This is a genomic window from Sphingobacterium paramultivorum (genome assembly GCF_014109745.1).
In the GTDB taxonomy this organism is placed as follows: Bacteria; Bacteroidota; Bacteroidia; order Sphingobacteriales; family Sphingobacteriaceae; genus Sphingobacterium; species Sphingobacterium paramultivorum.
The window spans coordinates 4,898,910-4,915,219 of the sequence record NZ_CP058555.1 but is presented as its reverse complement, the minus strand read 5'-3'; the positions used below and the strand labels follow the sequence as shown (position 1 = coordinate 4,915,219).

At 38.8% G+C, this 16,310-nt stretch carries 19 protein-coding genes; 10 read left to right on the top strand and 9 right to left on the bottom strand.

What is annotated here, in order from left to right:
• The first annotated feature begins 140 nt into the window (after window positions 1–140).
• A complete protein-coding gene (locus HS960_RS20465; protein ID WP_046672586.1) occupies window positions 141–371 on the top strand; it encodes a DUF6358 family protein in 231 nt (76 codons plus the stop codon).
• A gap of 29 nt (window positions 372–400) precedes the next feature.
• Here the strand turns inward: HS960_RS20465 and gcvT are convergent, their stop codons facing one another.
• From gcvT to HS960_RS20435, 6 genes are all read right to left on the bottom strand, one after another.
• On the bottom strand, window positions 401–1,483 hold the full coding sequence (gene gcvT / locus HS960_RS20460) for a glycine cleavage system aminomethyltransferase GcvT (RefSeq protein WP_153845308.1): 1,083 nt from the start codon (window positions 1,481–1,483) through the stop codon (window positions 401–403).
• Between the two features lie 80 nt (window positions 1,484–1,563).
• Window positions 1,564–2,382 carry a DUF6929 family protein gene (locus HS960_RS20455; RefSeq protein ID WP_182330554.1) on the bottom strand — a complete coding sequence of 273 codons (819 nt, stop codon included), beginning with the start codon at window positions 2,380–2,382 and terminating at the stop codon, window positions 1,564–1,566.
• Window positions 2,376–3,068, bottom strand: a complete 693-nt coding sequence (locus tag HS960_RS20450) for a pseudouridine synthase (RefSeq protein WP_182330553.1) — start codon at window positions 3,066–3,068, stop codon at window positions 2,376–2,378. Before HS960_RS20450 ends, HS960_RS20455 begins: the two co-directional genes overlap by 7 nt.
• 1 nt (window position 3,069) lies before the next feature.
• Entirely contained in the window at window positions 3,070–3,438 is a 369-nt protein-coding gene (locus tag HS960_RS20445; protein WP_075990458.1) for a DUF4359 domain-containing protein, read from the bottom strand.
• A gap of 145 nt (window positions 3,439–3,583) precedes the next feature.
• Entirely contained in the window at window positions 3,584–4,075 is a 492-nt protein-coding gene (locus HS960_RS20440) for a DUF4112 domain-containing protein (protein WP_153845311.1), read from the bottom strand.
• 2 nt (window positions 4,076–4,077) lie between these two features.
• Entirely contained in the window at window positions 4,078–4,794 is a 717-nt protein-coding gene (locus tag HS960_RS20435; protein WP_182330552.1) for an SIMPL domain-containing protein, read from the bottom strand.
• Between the two features lie 162 nt (window positions 4,795–4,956).
• Between HS960_RS20435 and HS960_RS20430 the strand changes: the two genes are divergently transcribed.
• Both HS960_RS20430 and HS960_RS20425 read left to right on the top strand, forming a co-directional pair.
• A complete protein-coding gene (locus HS960_RS20430; protein WP_046672593.1) occupies window positions 4,957–5,148 on the top strand; it encodes a cold-shock protein in 192 nt (63 codons plus the stop codon).
• Between the two features lie 201 nt (window positions 5,149–5,349).
• On the top strand, window positions 5,350–5,544 hold the full coding sequence (locus HS960_RS20425; RefSeq protein WP_088163406.1) for a quinol oxidase subunit 4: 195 nt from the start codon (window positions 5,350–5,352) through the stop codon (window positions 5,542–5,544).
• Window positions 5,545–5,678: 134 nt separating this feature from the next.
• Here HS960_RS20425 and HS960_RS20420 read toward each other — a convergent pair whose 3' ends face one another.
• From HS960_RS20420 to HS960_RS20410, 3 genes are all read right to left on the bottom strand, one after another.
• On the bottom strand, window positions 5,679–6,167 hold the full coding sequence (locus tag HS960_RS20420; protein ID WP_182330551.1) for a DUF805 domain-containing protein: 489 nt from the start codon (window positions 6,165–6,167) through the stop codon (window positions 5,679–5,681).
• A 241-nt stretch (window positions 6,168–6,408) separates the two neighbouring features.
• Complete coding sequence (gene recO / locus HS960_RS20415) at window positions 6,409–7,131, bottom strand: DNA repair protein RecO (protein ID WP_088159768.1); 723 nt, start codon at window positions 7,129–7,131, stop codon at window positions 6,409–6,411.
• Window positions 7,115–7,366, bottom strand: a complete 252-nt coding sequence (locus tag HS960_RS20410; RefSeq protein ID WP_120335659.1) for a signal peptidase — start codon at window positions 7,364–7,366, stop codon at window positions 7,115–7,117. The genes recO and HS960_RS20410 overlap by 17 nt, the downstream gene beginning before the upstream one ends.
• A 217-nt stretch (window positions 7,367–7,583) precedes the next feature.
• Between HS960_RS20410 and rpmB the strand changes: the two genes are divergently transcribed.
• From rpmB to HS960_RS20375, 7 genes are all read left to right on the top strand, one after another.
• Entirely contained in the window at window positions 7,584–7,817 is a 234-nt protein-coding gene (gene rpmB / locus HS960_RS20405; protein ID WP_046672597.1) for a 50S ribosomal protein L28, read from the top strand.
• 75 nt (window positions 7,818–7,892) lie between these two features.
• On the top strand, window positions 7,893–8,075 hold the full coding sequence (gene rpmG, locus HS960_RS20400) for a 50S ribosomal protein L33 (RefSeq protein WP_002998409.1): 183 nt from the start codon (window positions 7,893–7,895) through the stop codon (window positions 8,073–8,075).
• A 51-nt stretch (window positions 8,076–8,126) separates the two neighbouring features.
• Entirely contained in the window at window positions 8,127–8,288 is a 162-nt protein-coding gene (locus HS960_RS20395; protein WP_153845312.1) for a DUF4295 domain-containing protein, read from the top strand.
• A gap of 139 nt (window positions 8,289–8,427) precedes the next feature.
• The gene (gene ftsY / locus HS960_RS20390; RefSeq protein WP_046672598.1) at window positions 8,428–9,390 is read left to right on the top strand and encodes a signal recognition particle-docking protein FtsY; all 963 of its coding nucleotides are present in this window, start codon (window positions 8,428–8,430) and stop codon (window positions 9,388–9,390) included.
• A gap of 18 nt (window positions 9,391–9,408) precedes the next feature.
• Window positions 9,409–10,746, top strand: a complete 1,338-nt coding sequence (rimO, locus tag HS960_RS20385) for a 30S ribosomal protein S12 methylthiotransferase RimO (protein ID WP_182330550.1) — start codon at window positions 9,409–9,411, stop codon at window positions 10,744–10,746.
• A gap of 363 nt (window positions 10,747–11,109) precedes the next feature.
• A complete protein-coding gene (gene bshC / locus HS960_RS20380) occupies window positions 11,110–12,699 on the top strand; it encodes a bacillithiol biosynthesis cysteine-adding enzyme BshC (RefSeq protein ID WP_182330549.1) in 1,590 nt (529 codons plus the stop codon).
• Window positions 12,700–12,996: 297 nt separating this feature from the next.
• Complete coding sequence (locus HS960_RS20375; protein ID WP_182330548.1) at window positions 12,997–16,182, top strand: TonB-dependent receptor; 3,186 nt, start codon at window positions 12,997–12,999, stop codon at window positions 16,180–16,182.
• The last annotated feature ends 128 nt before the right edge of the window (window positions 16,183–16,310 follow it).

Sequence of the window (16,310 nt, the reverse complement as noted above, 5' to 3'; positions counted from 1 at the left end):
AATCATGCTTTCGAGGACAATTTCTAACACAGAAAGGATGCTGATGGCTTTGACGATCGTTTTATTAAACATTGTTGGGGGGGCATTCTATTTCTTTGGAGGATGGAGACAACGGGTATTGGGATTAATAAAAAAGTAATATGTTAAAGTATTTTTTTCTAAATATAGTGTTGAGTTTGGCTATTGTATTTTTAGTTTACAGTGGTTTTGAAGGGTATAAGGCCGGCAACATGTTGGTAACGGGATTATCCATCGCCTTTTTGGTGGTTTTGATCTACCTCCGCGTTGTTTTAAGCAAACGAGTTCGATCGCTTATTCAACAAAAAGAAAGCGGTAAACAGCAACCTACTACAAAACAAAAGAAGAAGTAAAAAAGCCTGCTTTAAGCAGGCTTTTTTTATTACTTCACAAATGGTGGTTTTGTTACTTTTGCTTTTATTTTTTGATTGCGGATCAGAATGAAGATCTCGGTGCCGTCTTTTGAAAAGGCTGTATCCACATAACCTAAACCGATTGATTTTTTCAATGTTGGTGATTGCGTACCTGAAGTAACACGTCCAATTACATTTCCATCAGCATCGACGATTTCGTAATCATGACGAGGAATGCCTCTGTCAATCATCTCGAAACCAACAAGCTTTTTCTTTAGACCAGCTTCTTTTTCCGCTTTAAGCGCCGCAGAATTCACAAAGTCTTTTGTAAACTTCGTTACCCAGCCTAAACCGCCTTCTAAAGGAGATGTATTATCGTCGATATCATTTCCGTACAGGCAGAAACCCATTTCTAGACGTAAAGTATCACGGGCACCTAAACCAATTGGTTTGATTCCATAAGCTTTACCTGCTTCAAAAACAGCATCCCACACTTTTTGGGCATCTTCATTGGCCACATAGATTTCAAAACCTCCAGCGCCAGTATATCCTGTTGCAGAGACCAACACATTCTCTACACCTGCAAATGTACCTTTTGCGAAGGTGTAGTATTCCATTGGAGCTAATTCGATATCTGTAAGCGATTGAAGTGCATCCGCAGCCTTAGGACCTTGTACCGCAAATAAAGAGGTTTGATCCGAGATATTCTTCATCTCCACACCATCTGTATTGTACTTGGAGATCCAGTTCCAATCTTTCTCAATATTTGACGCATTCACAACCAAAAAATATGTCTTATCGTCTATACGGTATGTTAGGAAGTCATCAACTACACCGCCAGTTTCATTGGGGATATAAGCATATTGAACTTTGCCATCGTATAATTTTGACACATCATTGGAAGAGATTTTTTGAAGTAGATCCAGGGCTTTTTCACCTTTTAGGATGAATTCACCCATGTGGCTTACATCAAAAACTCCTACACCTGTGCGAACTGTTTCGTGCTCATCATTGATGCCTGTGTATTGTACGGGCATGTTGAAGCCTGCAAAGGGAACCATTTTTGCTCCTAAAGCAATGTGCGTCTCCGAAAGGGCAGTATTTTTTAACATAAAAATTAAGTTTTAATCAGCTACAAATTTAATAAAATATACGTGATTCCTCACTGTGAATCCATTTTAGAACAATCGATTTAATTGCTTACCTGGAGTGAATAGATGGTCATATTATCATCTTCGCTATCGGTATCCTCACACAGCAGGAAAACTAGACCTTGGGCCGTCTCCTCTTTCAAGGTGATTCCTTCAAATTTATGCTTTTCAGGAATTTCGAATGTCTCGGGTTTACCAGAAAGATCTGAAGGTATTTTTCCAAGAAGGGAACCACCGATTTCTCCATCCAGATAAGTCGATTTTGCGTCTTCGGCGGTAGCGATAAAATAGATTTCATTTCCAACCAGAGTTGCATCTGAGAAGCCTGTCGGTATGCCATTTAGCTTGGGTAGTTCAATCGGGATACAACGGGACCGGCTAGGAGAAAGCGGGTGATACTCTAAAATGGCATTTGTGCCTTTAGGACCATTTCCCCGGTTAAAAAATAAGATCTTATCTTTTAAATGAACAACGCCTTCAATATTGAAGTCTTCTTTGGAAATACTGAATTTTTCCATTAAGGAAGAATAGATTTTACTGTAGTCTTCCTGAAGGACTGTTTTGCCGTCCCAAATAAAACGGCTGTTTCTATTTTGTGTAGATCCCGAACCGTAGAGATAGTAGCGGTTACCATCGAAAGTGATTGACTCCAAATCCATTTTAGCTGCTTTAGCAATGTTTTCCATCGGATCAGACTGCCGGAGTACCGTTTTAGACAACTTCTGGTCTGTGAGATTATAGCTATAGAGGTAATTGCTATTGTCAGAAACGATATGGATCTGCCTATCCTGATAGACAATGCCAGAAGCTGCAGTAATACCGGATATGCTGATAAAGGCTTCGAGAATTAACTTTAACATACTTCGTTGAGGTTTAATATTTCCAATACTCGCACAAAATCAGGTTGTAGGGCAGATTTGATATGAACGTCTTCGCCTGATAAAGGATGTTTAAAGGTCAGCTCCGATGCATGTAATAGCATGGTATCCATTTGGTACGTTTCTTTCCAGAACTTATTTTGTTTGTTGCATCCGTGCGGGCGATCGCCGATAATAGGATGGAAGATATGAGCAAAATGTCGACGTAACTGATGCATCCGACCTGTAATTGGATTGGCTTCGACGAGACTATATCGCGATGTCGGAAATTTTCCGAAGGGAACGGCAAGTTCGCCTTGAGCAAGTAAACGAAAAGATGTTTGCGCTTCCTGAACCGTGCCATCGTCCCTTTTTAAGGGATAGTCAATCAGACCTTCTGCTGGCGCGAAGCCCCTGAGGACGGCGAGGTATTTTTTGTCGATCTTGCGCTCCTGAAAACTTTTTTGTAAATATTGGTCAGTCTCCTTATTTAGCGAAAATAGCAGTATGCCTCCAGTCTTCCTATCCAAACGATGTGCCGGATAAACTGTTTTTCCTAGTTGGTCCCGAAGGAGCTGTAGCGCAAATTCTGAAGCATCGCGCGCAATAGAAGATCGATGTACCAATAGTCCATGCGGTTTATTGATTGCAACGATGGATTCGTCTTCGTAAAGTATTTCTAAAGGCATATTAGATCTTTTTCAATGCAGCAATAATTTCATCTGCTTTTTCATCAATTTTTGGGCTCAGCCAAATATGTTTGAAGGCTCCTCCGCCTATGATCTGTTCGGTGCCCTGCCATTTTATTTTTGTCAAGGAAAACAAATAGTAGTTGTCTACCACGACCGAAGTTTGAATAAATCTATCGACAATGTCGTTGCCAAAAAGCTGCATCCCCAATCCGAAAAATTCCTGATCTTTTGCATGAAGCTGGCTTTTCAATAGCTGTTCAGCTTTCGCACGTACAATTTTTTCATGTTCCTCTTTGCTGGGGTTAGTCAAAATTGCGGCCAGCATGACGACGATCAAAATCAGTGCAAATATTCTTTTTTTACTCATTTTAAATTCGAGATTAAGTTTTGGATGTCATAACTGGATGACTATCGACATCAAAATTATTAAATAGATATTAGATATAGGTCATTGTTTCCCCAGAAATACCAAGGATTCTATTTTAGTGGGAGAATGACGGGAGTTGCTGGCATTAGATACCATTTAGCAGCGAAAAAGCCCAGGAGAATAATGTCCAAATAAGATACAATGTAACAGCGATAAGAAGGGAAAAGACAACCAGGATGCCGATGACGATTCCGATACCGGAACCCGTATGTTTTCCTTCATAATAATGTTGTCTCAGTAATTTGATATTCTTTTCGTTGGCTTTGCTAAAAAAATCGAGCAGGTTTCCGAGGAAAGGAATGCTACCAAGAATTGCATCCAGGGAAATATTAAGGAGCATGCGTATAACGAGCTTGGGGCTGGCGCCATTACGCCACATGGCTATTACTAAGACTAGTGATGTTCCAAAACCCGCTATTGCTCCTCCTAGGGGAATAAGATTTAATAGCGGATCTAAGCCAAACCGAAATCCTCCAATTTTAAACTGATTATCCATTAACCAAGATATTCGGTCGATCCAACCGAAATCTTGGTCAATTTGTTTTAATTTATCTGCTGGAGTTTTTTCTCTGTGCATGATTACAATAACTCGAACGAAGCGCTGATCTCACTCGTTACTTTCATCGGTCTGATATTTAAATCAAGCCCATTGCCAGCAGCACTATCTGCAGCTTCGGCCATGGCGCCTTTATACATCGCGTTACGCATCATCGGTTGAACGCCAAATATAATTTGTTGCGGTGTTTCAGATAATACGATAGCTTTGCCAATTTTTTGACCTGCTGCTTCTGCTAGAATCTGTGCATTAGCTTTGGCATCCAATACTGCTTTGGTTTTTAAACTTTTTTCCAGTTCTTTTTTCTTCGAATAGTCATATTCACTGATATAAGTGCTTTGGATCCCTGCTTTGTCGACTCCATCTAGTAATTGATCCAAATTATTCAAGTTGGTTAACTTGATACGGTACTGTCTCGAAAGTAGAATATCTGTATCTTTTTTCTTTTTGTCCGGAACGTTATAACTCCAGATATTCTGGATGGTAAAATCCTCTTTTTTGACACCAGCTTTTGTTGCCGAATCAAACAGATCCTTTTCTAATTTGTCTATTGCAGCTTTTTTCTTGGTGTTACCATTCTCATAAAACTCTTTCAGTGTCACATCGATGTAGATGATATCGGGAGTTACTTCCTCTTCTGCACGGCCTACCGTGGATACAAATTCTTTATTAACCATTTGTTGCGCGTTTAATTGAGTCATCAAACCTAAAAAGGCAAGTCCTAAAAGTATTTTTTTCATGTTTTTTGTCTTAAAGTTTTTATAATAATACGATTGCTATTATCGCTTTGCTACAAGATTGGAGCCAAAGTTGATGAAAAAGTTTAACGGATAAAAAAAATAAAAAGGTTAAGATTTTTGATTTTATTTCTATACCTTTAGGGAAATTAATAATATAGTGCCATGCAAGAAGGTAAAGTAAAATTCTTTAATGAGACCAAAGGTTTCGGTTTCATCATCCCTAACTCAGGCGAGAGCGAAATTTTTGTTCACGTTTCTGGATTAGTAGACAAAGTTCGTGAGAATGACAATGTATCTTACGAAGTTGAACAAGGCCGTAAAGGTCTTAATGCGGTAAATGTAAGAGTTATCTAATTAGATTGAAGATATATTTATTGTGAAAAGGCCTATGCGAACAGCATGGGCTTTTTTATGCAGTTATATTTCATGAGCCAGGATCAATATTATCCTTTAGCATTGGCAATTCCAAAGAGTAAGCGCGGGGGCGGTTGTTATGGTCGGTTAAACATTTTGGACTGATAATTGTAATGAAGTGTTTAAAATATGGAGATTAAGATGAAACGCACTTTATTATTGGTTCTTTCTGTTGTAATAGCAGTTTCCATGTCGGCATGTTATTCCACCCATCATGGCCACAGCCATGGCCGAGGTCCGAAAAAAATGCCGCCAGGTCAGGCTAAAAAATACTACGGAGAGCAGTCTGCTCGTGATTTTGCTCCCGGGCAACAAAAGAAAAAGAATAGATATTAATTCTAGAGAATCAAATCCGTTATCAATTCTTGGGGCTGTGAATTTTCGTTAGTTGGTCGGGAAAGATCAAAAATAGAATTTAAATAAAAAGCGCTTTCACAATTTTGTGAAAGCGCTTTTTATATGGGTTATCCTTAAGCAAAGGGATCTTTATCGGGTGCTGGTGGCGCAGGATTCGAAGGTTGCGAACTTCCGAATGGATCCTGTGGCCGAGAAGAACCAAAAGGATCTTGGCTTTGAGTAAAAGGATGATTCGTTTCATTCTCCAGGGCTTTGGGGTCAGGGCCGTATTGATTTGGACCTTTGTCACCTTCCAAAACCAATAGGTAGAACAGATAAATCCAACCAATAAACGGAATAAAGAAAACTAATATGAACCAGCCTGATTTATTGGTGTCGTGCAGTCTTCGGACCGTAACAGCTATCCCTGGAATAAATAAAGCTAAACTTACTAGGCCGGAGATATACGTAAATAAGCTCGCAACTTTTCCTAGTATTCCGAATACTGCTCCAATAATAAGAACCGTAAGTATATACATCCAATATTCTTTTCGGCGGGCTCTCCCCTCAAAATTTGCGTAGTTGTCTCGGACAACTTTTAAAAAGGCTTCTTTAAGTTCCATATCTTTAAGAGTTTTTTAGGTGAAAATGATGTTAGTAAACCAAATGTTATTTCAACTTTGTTACAATAAATGTACCAAGAATTTATCTGAGAGAACAATTATTAGAGACAAGTGGATGGTTACCAGGTAGGTAATTGCTGGATATTTTGTTTAGGCTGGTTGAGCGTTTCAGAGGGGATATTTATTTCCTATTATCCAAAGAGCGCCTGTTGGATCTTTTGAATAGGAAACTTGGGCTTAATTATCTAAAAATCTCTTCAAGAATGTAGAGTGATTTTATTTCTTTAAAATTTGTACGGTGCAGACGATAGAAGTCGAGCACTTTTTCCAATAGGAATTGACGATCAGAACTGCTCATTTTGATGCGATCGCAATTCGAATATTCGGACTCGATTAAATTTCTGAAAATTGACGTATGTGGTTCCTGTAATACAAGTGGATGTTCAGGAAGGCTATTTGAGAATGTAGCTTCATGAAGATTAAAATAAGGGTGGGCCTGCTTAGATTCAGCTGGATAAAACCCGAGAAAACGGGTTAGCTTGATTAGAAAAACAAGGTGAAAATTGGCCAGATTTAAATGCGTTTCATCCAGCCAACGGATAGATTGGTGGATGAATTCAAAAAGATAATGGTCAGTTTCTTGTTCCTTCAGAATTTTATAGAGTATTTCATTCAGAAAAAGAGCGAGCGAGCTTTTGACAATATCATAAGGAATTTCTTGCAAAACAGGGACTTGACGAGCTTCGGAGATCCGCTGTAATGAACCATTATCTTTATGTGTAGCGACAATTTCCAATAAATGTAAGGGTTGAAGGATATTGGCCTTGATCTTTGCTTTAGGCTTCCTTGCGCCAGTAATGAGATAGGATTGCATGCCAAACTGTTCGGTGTATAGCTGTGCCACAAGGCTACTTTCCGAATAGTTGGTTGTTTTTAAGACTATACCCCTAGTTTTGTTCAGCATCTCCTTCTTTATCTTTTTTATGCGATTCTTCACGCATCTCAATAATGGCATTTCGGTCTACCTTACGAATCATGCGATAGATTAAAGTCAGGACACCGATACTAAATGCAATAACTCCGACAAGCATAGCGAGTTTATACCAATTGGAGCGCTGTTCCATGAGATAATATCCTAAGATTACAAGGACGACACCAATGATTATTTCCCTTAAGCCCTTGCGAAGATATTTGTTCATAAATGTGAATTGTTGAAAACTATTTTTCTTTACAGAGCAAATATAATACAATAAAATCCTTTATTTTTGCCCTTACCATCCCTGTGTAGAACTATTTTTAAAAATAATTCCAATTATCTTGTTGCTTATCCAAAAAAAAATATAGATATTTGCAAACTCTTTGCAGAGAGTGCAAAGGATTAACATATTGTAATAAAGACAACAAAAAAATAATATCATGTCAAGAATTTGTGATTTAACAGGCAAAGCGGCGTTAACAGGAAATAACGTTTCTCACTCAAACGTTAAAACTAAACGTAAATTCTATCCAAATTTACAAACGAAACGTTTTTACATTCCAGAAGAAGATCGTTGGATTACGTTAAAAGTATCTACTTCTGCTATCAAGACTATCAACAAGAACGGGATTACAGCAGCGATCAATAAATTTATCGTTAAAGGGTCAATCTAATTGATTGTCGCGCCTGTTACATTAAGATTATTCATGAATTTCAATCCTATAATAGGATCAAAATAAAGTAAAACAATGGCTAAAAAAGGAAATAGAGTACAAGTTATCTTAGAATGTACTGAACACAAAGAAAGTGGTCTTCCGGGAATGTCTCGTTACATCACTACTAAAAACAAAAAGAACACAACTGAGCGTTTGGAATTGAAAAAATTCAACCCAGTATTGAGAAAAGTTACTGTTCATAAAGAAATTAAGTAAGTCACACATCTTAGCACTTGAAAGAGACGCTAAGTAAAATATTAATATACCATGGCAAAGAAAGCAGTTGCATCGTTACAAAAAGGTGGCGGTAAAGAATTTACAAAGGTTATTATTACTACTAAATCTGCAAAAACTGGCGCGTATACTTTCAAAGAAGGTATGGTTCACAACGATAAAGTGAAAGACGCAGTTGCAGCAGCTCAAAAATAACTAGTAGCATTTTCCTTTTTTAAAGTTTTTCTTTAAAAAGAATTCGATAAAAATAGCCGTTTTGGTATCCTACCGAAAGGGCTTTTTTTGTTGCAGACATTTGTTTATATTTGAACATCAATTTTCACTACTACACTCCATGGGATTATTTGATTTTTTTAAGAAAAAACCACAAACACAAGAAGAAGAACAGGCCTTAGATAAAGGTTTGGAAAAAACAAAAGAAGGCTTTCTTTCCAAGATTACAAAAGCTGTCGTTGGTAAGTCAACAGTAGATGACGATGTGCTGGATAATCTGGAAGAAGTTTTGGTTACTTCTGATGTTGGGGTTACAACTACCTTAAAAATCATTGATCGCATACAAGCCCGTGTTGCCCGCGATAAGTACGTTTCTACTTCTGAGCTAAACAATCTCCTGAAAGAGGAAATTCAAACGCTACTGGCAGAGAATAATAGTGCTGATTTCGAGAATTTCAATTATGGCGATCATAAACCATATGTCATTATGGTTGTAGGTGTTAATGGGGTTGGCAAAACAACGACCATTGGCAAACTGGCTCATCAGCTGAAACAAGCTGGAAGCAAAGTTGTATTGGGGGCAGCGGATACCTTTCGGGCAGCTGCTGTTGATCAACTTAAATTATGGGGTGAGCGTGTTGGCGTGCGTGTTGTCGCTCAGGCAATGGGCTCGGATCCTGCTTCAGTGGCCTATGATACCGTGAAATCGGCAGTGGCAAATGGTGAAGATGTGTGTATCATTGATACCGCAGGCCGTTTGCACAATAAGGTTGGCCTCATGAATGAGCTCACGAAGATCAAAAATGTGATGCAGAAGGTTGTTCCAGGTGCACCACATGAAATCTTGTTGGTCTTGGATGCATCGACAGGACAAAATGCTATTGAGCAATGTACGCAGTTTACGCAGGCAACGGATGTGAATGCCTTAGCATTGACTAAACTCGATGGAACGGCTAAGGGTGGGGTGGTTATTGGTATATCTGATCAATTTAAGATCCCGGTGAAATACATTGGTGTAGGAGAGAAAATAGGTGATCTTCAGTTGTTTAACAAAAAGGAATTTGTGGACTCCCTTTTCAAATAGAGTCTACCTTCTAATCATATGAAGACAAAATACGCGAAACCAGCGCCTTTGATCAATAAACCACGTGTCAATGTGGTGACCTTGGGCTGTTCGAAAAATATTCACGATAGTGAAGTCCTGATGGGCCAGTTAAAGGGCAATCAGATGGAAGTCGTGCATGAAGCATCCAATATACAGGCGAATGATATCGTCGTAATCAATACCTGCGGTTTTATTGATAATGCCAAACAGGAATCGATTGATGCGATCTTACAATATTCGGATCTAAAAGATCAGGGTAAAATCAATAAAGTGATCGTTACAGGTTGTCTTTCTGAACGATATAAACCAGAGTTACAGGCTGAAATCCCCAATGTTGATGCCTTTTTCGGTACGAATGATTTGCCGGAGCTATTGTCATCCATTGGTGCTGATTATCGGCATGAATTGTTGGGCGAACGCTTATTGACAACTCCTTCGCATTTTTCTTACTTTAAGATTGCCGAAGGATGTAACCGTCCCTGCTCTTTTTGTGCAATTCCCTTGATGCGTGGTAAACACGTTTCCAAATCCATTGACGATCTTGTGAAAGAAGCAAAATTTCTCGCGTCGAATGGCACGAAAGAATTGATTCTGATTGCACAAGACCTGACCTATTATGGCTTAGATATCTATGGAAAGCGCAATCTTTCTGATTTAATGCGCCATTTGTCAGATGTTGATGGTATCGAATGGATCAGACTGCAGTATGCCTATCCTTCGGGTTTCCCAATGGATATTTTGGACGCCATGAATGAACGTTCAAATATCTGTAATTACTTGGATATGCCATTGCAACATATATCTGATCCGATGTTGAAGTCTATGCGAAGGGGTACAACGAAACAGAAACAGATCGATCTTGTCAACGCAATACGTGACAAAGTTCCAGATATCGCCTTGCGTACAACATTAATTTGTGGTTATCCAGGTGAAACTGAACAGGATTTCCAGGAGATGTTGGATTGGGTTGAAGAGACCCGTTTTGACAGGTTAGGCTGTTTTACCTATTCTCATGAAGAAAAGACGCACGCACATTCGCTAGAGGATAATGTGCCACAGGAAGTAAAAGAAGAGCGTGTGGAAGCTATCATGGAAGTACAGCAAGGTATTTCGTATGATATCAATCAGTCCAAAGTGGGCAATACGTATAAAGTATTGGTTGATCGGGTAGACGGCGATTACTTTATTGGCCGCACAGAATACGATTCTCCAGAAGTCGACAATGAAGTTTTGATTCCTGCTGCAGATTCTTATGCACGTATTGGTGATTTTGTTCAGGTAAAAATCGACCGAGCTGAAGATTTCGATCTATATGGTGAGATTGTAAGGAAATAAGTTTAAAAGCTTATAGATGATAATAGAAACAAACGGGCCTCCTTTATTCAAAGGAGGCCCGTTTGTTTTTAGACAATTGTCAGTAAAATGATATAATTTAAAAGCGGGACAAGCTTTTTGTGAAAATTCACTATTTTGTCGACGCAAACTAGATACATTTGTAAGCGTACAATCCCCATTTTAAACAATCTATAGCCGTTTAAAATCAGATTCAAGAAAGCCTGTCGTTTCATGGTGAATCATCCTTCTGATTAAAATTGAAAATAGGTTCTATTTAGCGAAAAAGATGCACTGCCATGTCAGCTTGCTTTGGGGGATTTTCGTTATCAATTAAGAATAGAGAATAATTAATAAAATTTGCAGATGAAGGCAACTTATATTGAATATAGTGAAACAAATAGCTTCTCTAAGACTTTATTGGCTTATTTGGCGCATGATGAAGCCTTAAAATCTTTTGTTGGAAACTGGCCTACTTGGGCTGGTTTTGAAAAGCAATTGAACGAAAAGAAGAAATTTGAACACCGGGAGATTCTTGTTGAGCGTCTTAAAAATCAATATGGCGAGCTATTAAAGGATTCTCCTGCTGTAGCTGCCAATATAGAGCTGTTGCTCGACCAGAATTCTTATACCATCACGACGGGACATCAGCTCAATATTTTTACCGGACCTTTGTATTTTATTTTTAAAATCATGACGGCAATACGTTTGTCGGAAGATTTGAAGAGCAAACACCCCGATAAAAATTTTGTTCCTGTATATTGGATGGCGACCGAAGATCATGATTTTGAAGAAATCAACCATACGAAAGTCTTCGGTAAGAAAATTAGTTGGGATACGCCTGCAGTTTCTGCTACCGGGCGAATGGATACAGCAACAATCGTTGATGCTGTGAAGCAGTACACAAATATTTTAGGGCTTTCCGAAAATTCGACTAAACTTACACGAATTGTGGAAGAAGCCTATTTGAACCATGATCGATTAGCAGATGCAACACGGTATATGGTCAATGAGTTGTTTAAGTCTTACGGTCTTTTGATCGTCGATGCGGATGACCGGGAATTGAAGGACCTGTTCAAGCCAATTATTAAGGAAGATATCTTATCTGAAAAAAGCTTTAAGGCAATAACAGCGCGATCGGAAGAGTTGGAATCAAACGGTTTCTCCACCCAAGTGCATGCTCGAGAGATTAATTTCTTTTATTTAACGGATGAATTTAGGGAGCGTTTGGTGCTCGCTGCCGATGGTCGATACGAAGTATTGCACCAGAATATTTATTTTACGAAGGCTGAGCTTGAACATGAGATTGATCATTATCCAGAGCGTTTCAGTCCAAATGTGGTTATGCGTCCGATGTATCAAGAAATTATACTTCCCAATCTTGCTTATATTGGCGGTGGCGCCGAAATGGTCTACTGGATGCAATTGAAGTCTAACTTTGACCAATATCAGGTAGATTTTCCAATTTTGATACCGCGCAATTCAGCTATGATAACAGAGGACAACATTGCGGCTAAATTATTTCGCGTTGATCTAACGTTTAAGAGTATCTTTCGTCCGGCAGAAGTGCTGAAAAAAGAATATGTTCGACGCCATACTAAAGAACGTCTGAATCTCAATGACGAATGGATGGAGCTGAACGCTATTTTTGGTAAGATAAGGTTACGAACTCATAAAATAGATCCAAGTTTGGGTCCTAGTACCGAAGCCGTAAAAGCGCGGTTAAAAAAAGCGATCAATAATTTAGAGAAAAAGCTGATGAAAGCCGAAAAGCGAAATCATCAACATGCTTTAACGGATATTGATAATGTGAAGGAAAAGCTCTTTCCTGGAGGAGGACTACAGGAAAGGTCTGAAAATTTCGCGTTACTCTATGTCAAATACGGAGATAACCTATTTAGGGATCTTTACAAATACTTTAATCCATTGGATTTTAAGTTTACAATTTTGTATTAGAAAGTCAGCTTCGGCTGACTTTTTTTGTGATGTTATTCGCAAGAAAGACCTTCGGTTCGGATCATTTCTGTTGGTTTTTACGAATCATGTAGACTTTTTGCAGATACGGTCTATTTCTATCCCTATTTAAAATGCTTTTGTTGCATGTTCCGATATTGCCTTGTTTTTTTCAAAAGTGCTTTCATTTTTATTAATATATATTTTAAAATGCTTTGTTTATAATTTCATAATATTTCGTTTAGCTCCTGTTAACAGTTCCAGTGTAGTTTTGCTTTCATTATCACAACCAACAACTAAATGAAAGAATTTTTACTCACAACATGTGCCATTGCGCTTGGAACAGGTTTGTACGCCCAAACGACCCAAGCCGGGTTTTCCGGCAAGATTACGGACGAAAATGATAAAGGAGTTCACGGAGCTTCAATTGAAGTACGTAATGAATCAACGGGTTTCACAACGAAGACTTCGACCAATGCAAATGGCGATTTCAACTTTAAGGAGTTGCCTTTAGGCGGCCCCTACACAATCAAAGTAACTTATATAGGCTATGGCGAACAAGTGCGTTCGGGATTTAATTTAAATCAAGGCGATATGGTCCGCCTGAGGATTCCTATCCAAAATACCTCAAATGTATTAGAAACGGTTGAATTAACAGGAATAAGTACCCTAAAGAACAAAATAGAAAATCTAGGTGCTGCTACAGCGGTTACAGCCAAGGATATTGCGAAATTGCCTGTCAACGGTCGGAATTTTACTTCGCTGATGGACCTGTCTCCTTTGAGTAAGGGAGATAATATCGGTGGTCAGTTGGGTTCCTCTACTAATTTTACGATTGATGGTATGAATGCCAAAAACCCGACTTCTGCAGGTTCAACAACCAGTCGTAGTGGTGCTCCGTTCTCCATTTCAATAGAAGCCGTTCGTGAATTTAAAGTGGTCACCAACCAATATGATGTGACTTATGGAAGAGCAGGGGGAGGAACAGTCAGTGCGGTAACCAAACAAGGAACAAATCAAACGCACGGAAGCGCATGGCTTTATTCAAGGGCCGATTGGTTGTCTAGCCCATACGATATTAGAGGAAATAAACGAAGCAACGATTTCTCTACGTATCAATATGGATTTACATTAGGCGGTCCCATCATTAAAGACAAATTACATTATTTTGTAGCTTGGGATCATCAACGCGATGCCCGCCCCTTGATTATCGCCGATATCAATTCGCCAGCAGATGAAAAGCGTTTCAATGTTACACAATCGACCCTAGATGAGTATATTCGTATAGGACGTGAAAAATATGGATTGAGTAATGATAGGCAATATGGTTCTTTCGATAAGAAACGAAACTCTGATGCCATATTTGGTCGTATAGATTGGCAGATCAATGAAAAGAACTTATTGACAATACGGAATAACTTTACAAGTGACCTCAATAAGCTTGGTCTAGAGGATAATACCGCCATCAATTTATATGAATCATACGGAAATGACAAGAATATTGATAACAGTTTTTTAGCAACTTTACGTACTTCCATTTCCCAAAAGCTTACCAATGAACTGAAATTGCAACATCTTTATACTTTTCAAAAAAGTAGTCCTGGAGATATGTTGCCTAGTCAAAATATTCCCCGTGCCATTGTAGAGAATGTGGTTTCTACCATTGACGGAAGTAATTTGTCGACCAATATTCAATTAGGCGGTCACCGGTTTGCACAGGAGTCCTTTAAGAATAATGTCGTACAGTTGGTCAATAACCTTTATTACAGTACAGATAATATCAATTACACGTTTGGTGTGGATTTGATGTATACACATGCAAATTCGATTTACGGAAGTGAAGTCAACGGACGTTTTCATTTTAGGGACGATGCGAACAATACGGCATTGCAAAATTTTGCAAACCTAAAACCTTATGCATTTTACCGGGAGGTCCCTTTGGTGGCCGATCCAACTGTGATCGGTAAGATATTTAATGCTGGTGCGTATGGACAGTTGCAGACCAAATTGGCGAAAGGATTGGATTTGGTTGCGGGACTACGATTGGATTATGGCCATTATCCAACCTCTCCACTGAATGAAGAATTGCTGAAAGAAGTGGGGGTACGTACAGATCACAAGTTGAAATCTTTTGTTGTACAGCCTCGTTTCCAGATGACTTGGGATGTGAATGAAGAGCGAAAAGATTTTTTCCGTGTAGGGGCAGGTATCTTTGCATCTGATATTAATAATTATATGACCATCAATAATTTAACTTTTGATGGGAAGCATTTTGCGACAGTAGATGTTCGTGGTAACGATGTGCCTACACCTAATTTTGTGGGGTACAGAAATGATCCGTCAACAACACCAACCCTGGCACAATTTCAGGTGCCAACGATCAACACCTATGGAGCTGATGCGAAAATACCAGTGGTGTACAAGGCCAATGTATCTTACACGCATTTCTTTACGGAAAAGTTAAAAGCGAGTCTTTCAGGATATATGAATCTAGGACGCAACAACTACATGTATGTTGATCGTAATATGGTTCAAGATCCGTTCTTTAGATTGGCGAATGAAGATAATCGTGGGGTATTCGTACCAGCGACGGCTATTGTCAATGGTGTTCCAGATTGGAAACAGGGAAGGATTTCCAATAAGTTTGGACGTGTGTTAGAATTAAATTCCGAAGGAAAAGTAAATCAGTTTGCAGTTGTATTGGATGCAAGTTATCAGTACTACAAAGATGGATCGATTTCTGTAAGCTACACGTGGAACGATGCGAAAGATAACACATCCTACAATGGAAATGTTGCCAATACAGCGACCCTATCGCTGGCGGTAAAAGATGATCCAAGAGATTTGAGTAAGATGAGTTATTCGAATAATCAATTCCGAAATAAAATTGTTATTTATGGTACACTACCTACATTTTATGGTGTCAGTGTAGGGGTTCGTTATTCGGGAATTGGTGGAACACGCTACAGCTTGCTTGCTGGAGGTAATATCAATGGCGATTTTGTATCCAATTCGAATGATTTAGCCTTTATTTTCGATCCCAATAGTACAAATACACCAAAGGCTTTGGCTGATGCCATGAATGCATTGTTGGCGAATGGTGAAGCTAGTCAAAGTCTGAAAGATTATATTAAAAAGTACGAAGGTAAGATGGCCGAAAGAAATGGCGGTATCAATAGCTTTTATGGTTTGATTGATTTAAGAATAGCTAAAAAATTCAACCTTTACAAAACACATGCTTTAGAGCTTTCAGCAGACGTGTTCAATGTTGCGAATCTCTTTAAGAAAACTTGGGGAGTCAATGAATCTTTAGGTAATCAATCGTTGTATGCTGTATCAAAAACAGCGGCAGCAAATGGAAATCCCGAAATTCCTGCATTCGACCCTGTTAAGCAACAGTTCAATTATAGATTGAACAACTCTGGTATTGTATCGCCTTCAGGGAATCCTTACCAATTCCAATTAGGATTGAGGTATTCGTTCTAAATTGACTGGAGAAATAGGAATTAGATTGTTTTAGAAAAGATAATGCCCCTGAGAGCAATGGCTCCAAGGGGCATTTTTATTTGTCTATTAAATAAGCCTGATTAGGCAAAATAGGCTTATTTTAAAAA

Coding starts and splice junctions, on each gene's coding strand:
- HS960_RS20425 (WP_088163406.1), top strand. CDS start 5,350: ATGAAACGCACTTTATTATTGGTTCTTTCTGTTGTAATAGCAGTTTCC.
- HS960_RS20445 (WP_075990458.1), bottom strand. CDS start 3,438: ATGAGTAAAAAAAGAATATTTGCACTGATTTTGATCGTCGTCATGCTG.
- ftsY (WP_046672598.1), top strand. CDS start 8,428: ATGGGATTATTTGATTTTTTTAAGAAAAAACCACAAACACAAGAAGAA.
- HS960_RS20410 (WP_120335659.1), bottom strand. CDS start 7,366: ATGAACAAATATCTTCGCAAGGGCTTAAGGGAAATAATCATTGGTGTC.
- HS960_RS20375 (WP_182330548.1), top strand. CDS start 12,997: ATGAAAGAATTTTTACTCACAACATGTGCCATTGCGCTTGGAACAGGT.
- HS960_RS20455 (WP_182330554.1), bottom strand. CDS start 2,382: ATGTTAAAGTTAATTCTCGAAGCCTTTATCAGCATATCCGGTATTACT.
- HS960_RS20420 (WP_182330551.1), bottom strand. CDS start 6,167: ATGGAACTTAAAGAAGCCTTTTTAAAAGTTGTCCGAGACAACTACGCA.
- HS960_RS20465 (WP_046672586.1), top strand. CDS start 141: ATGTTAAAGTATTTTTTTCTAAATATAGTGTTGAGTTTGGCTATTGTA.
- rpmG (WP_002998409.1), top strand. CDS start 7,893: ATGGCTAAAAAAGGAAATAGAGTACAAGTTATCTTAGAATGTACTGAA.
- rimO (WP_182330550.1), top strand. CDS start 9,409: ATGAAGACAAAATACGCGAAACCAGCGCCTTTGATCAATAAACCACGT.
- HS960_RS20450 (WP_182330553.1), bottom strand. CDS start 3,068: ATGCCTTTAGAAATACTTTACGAAGACGAATCCATCGTTGCAATCAAT.
- rpmB (WP_046672597.1), top strand. CDS start 7,584: ATGTCAAGAATTTGTGATTTAACAGGCAAAGCGGCGTTAACAGGAAAT.
- HS960_RS20435 (WP_182330552.1), bottom strand. CDS start 4,794: ATGAAAAAAATACTTTTAGGACTTGCCTTTTTAGGTTTGATGACTCAA.
- recO (WP_088159768.1), bottom strand. CDS start 7,131: ATGCTGAACAAAACTAGGGGTATAGTCTTAAAAACAACCAACTATTCG.
- gcvT (WP_153845308.1), bottom strand. CDS start 1,483: ATGTTAAAAAATACTGCCCTTTCGGAGACGCACATTGCTTTAGGAGCA.
- HS960_RS20430 (WP_046672593.1), top strand. CDS start 4,957: ATGCAAGAAGGTAAAGTAAAATTCTTTAATGAGACCAAAGGTTTCGGT.
- HS960_RS20395 (WP_153845312.1), top strand. CDS start 8,127: ATGGCAAAGAAAGCAGTTGCATCGTTACAAAAAGGTGGCGGTAAAGAA.
- HS960_RS20440 (WP_153845311.1), bottom strand. CDS start 4,075: ATGCACAGAGAAAAAACTCCAGCAGATAAATTAAAACAAATTGACCAA.
- bshC (WP_182330549.1), top strand. CDS start 11,110: ATGAAGGCAACTTATATTGAATATAGTGAAACAAATAGCTTCTCTAAG.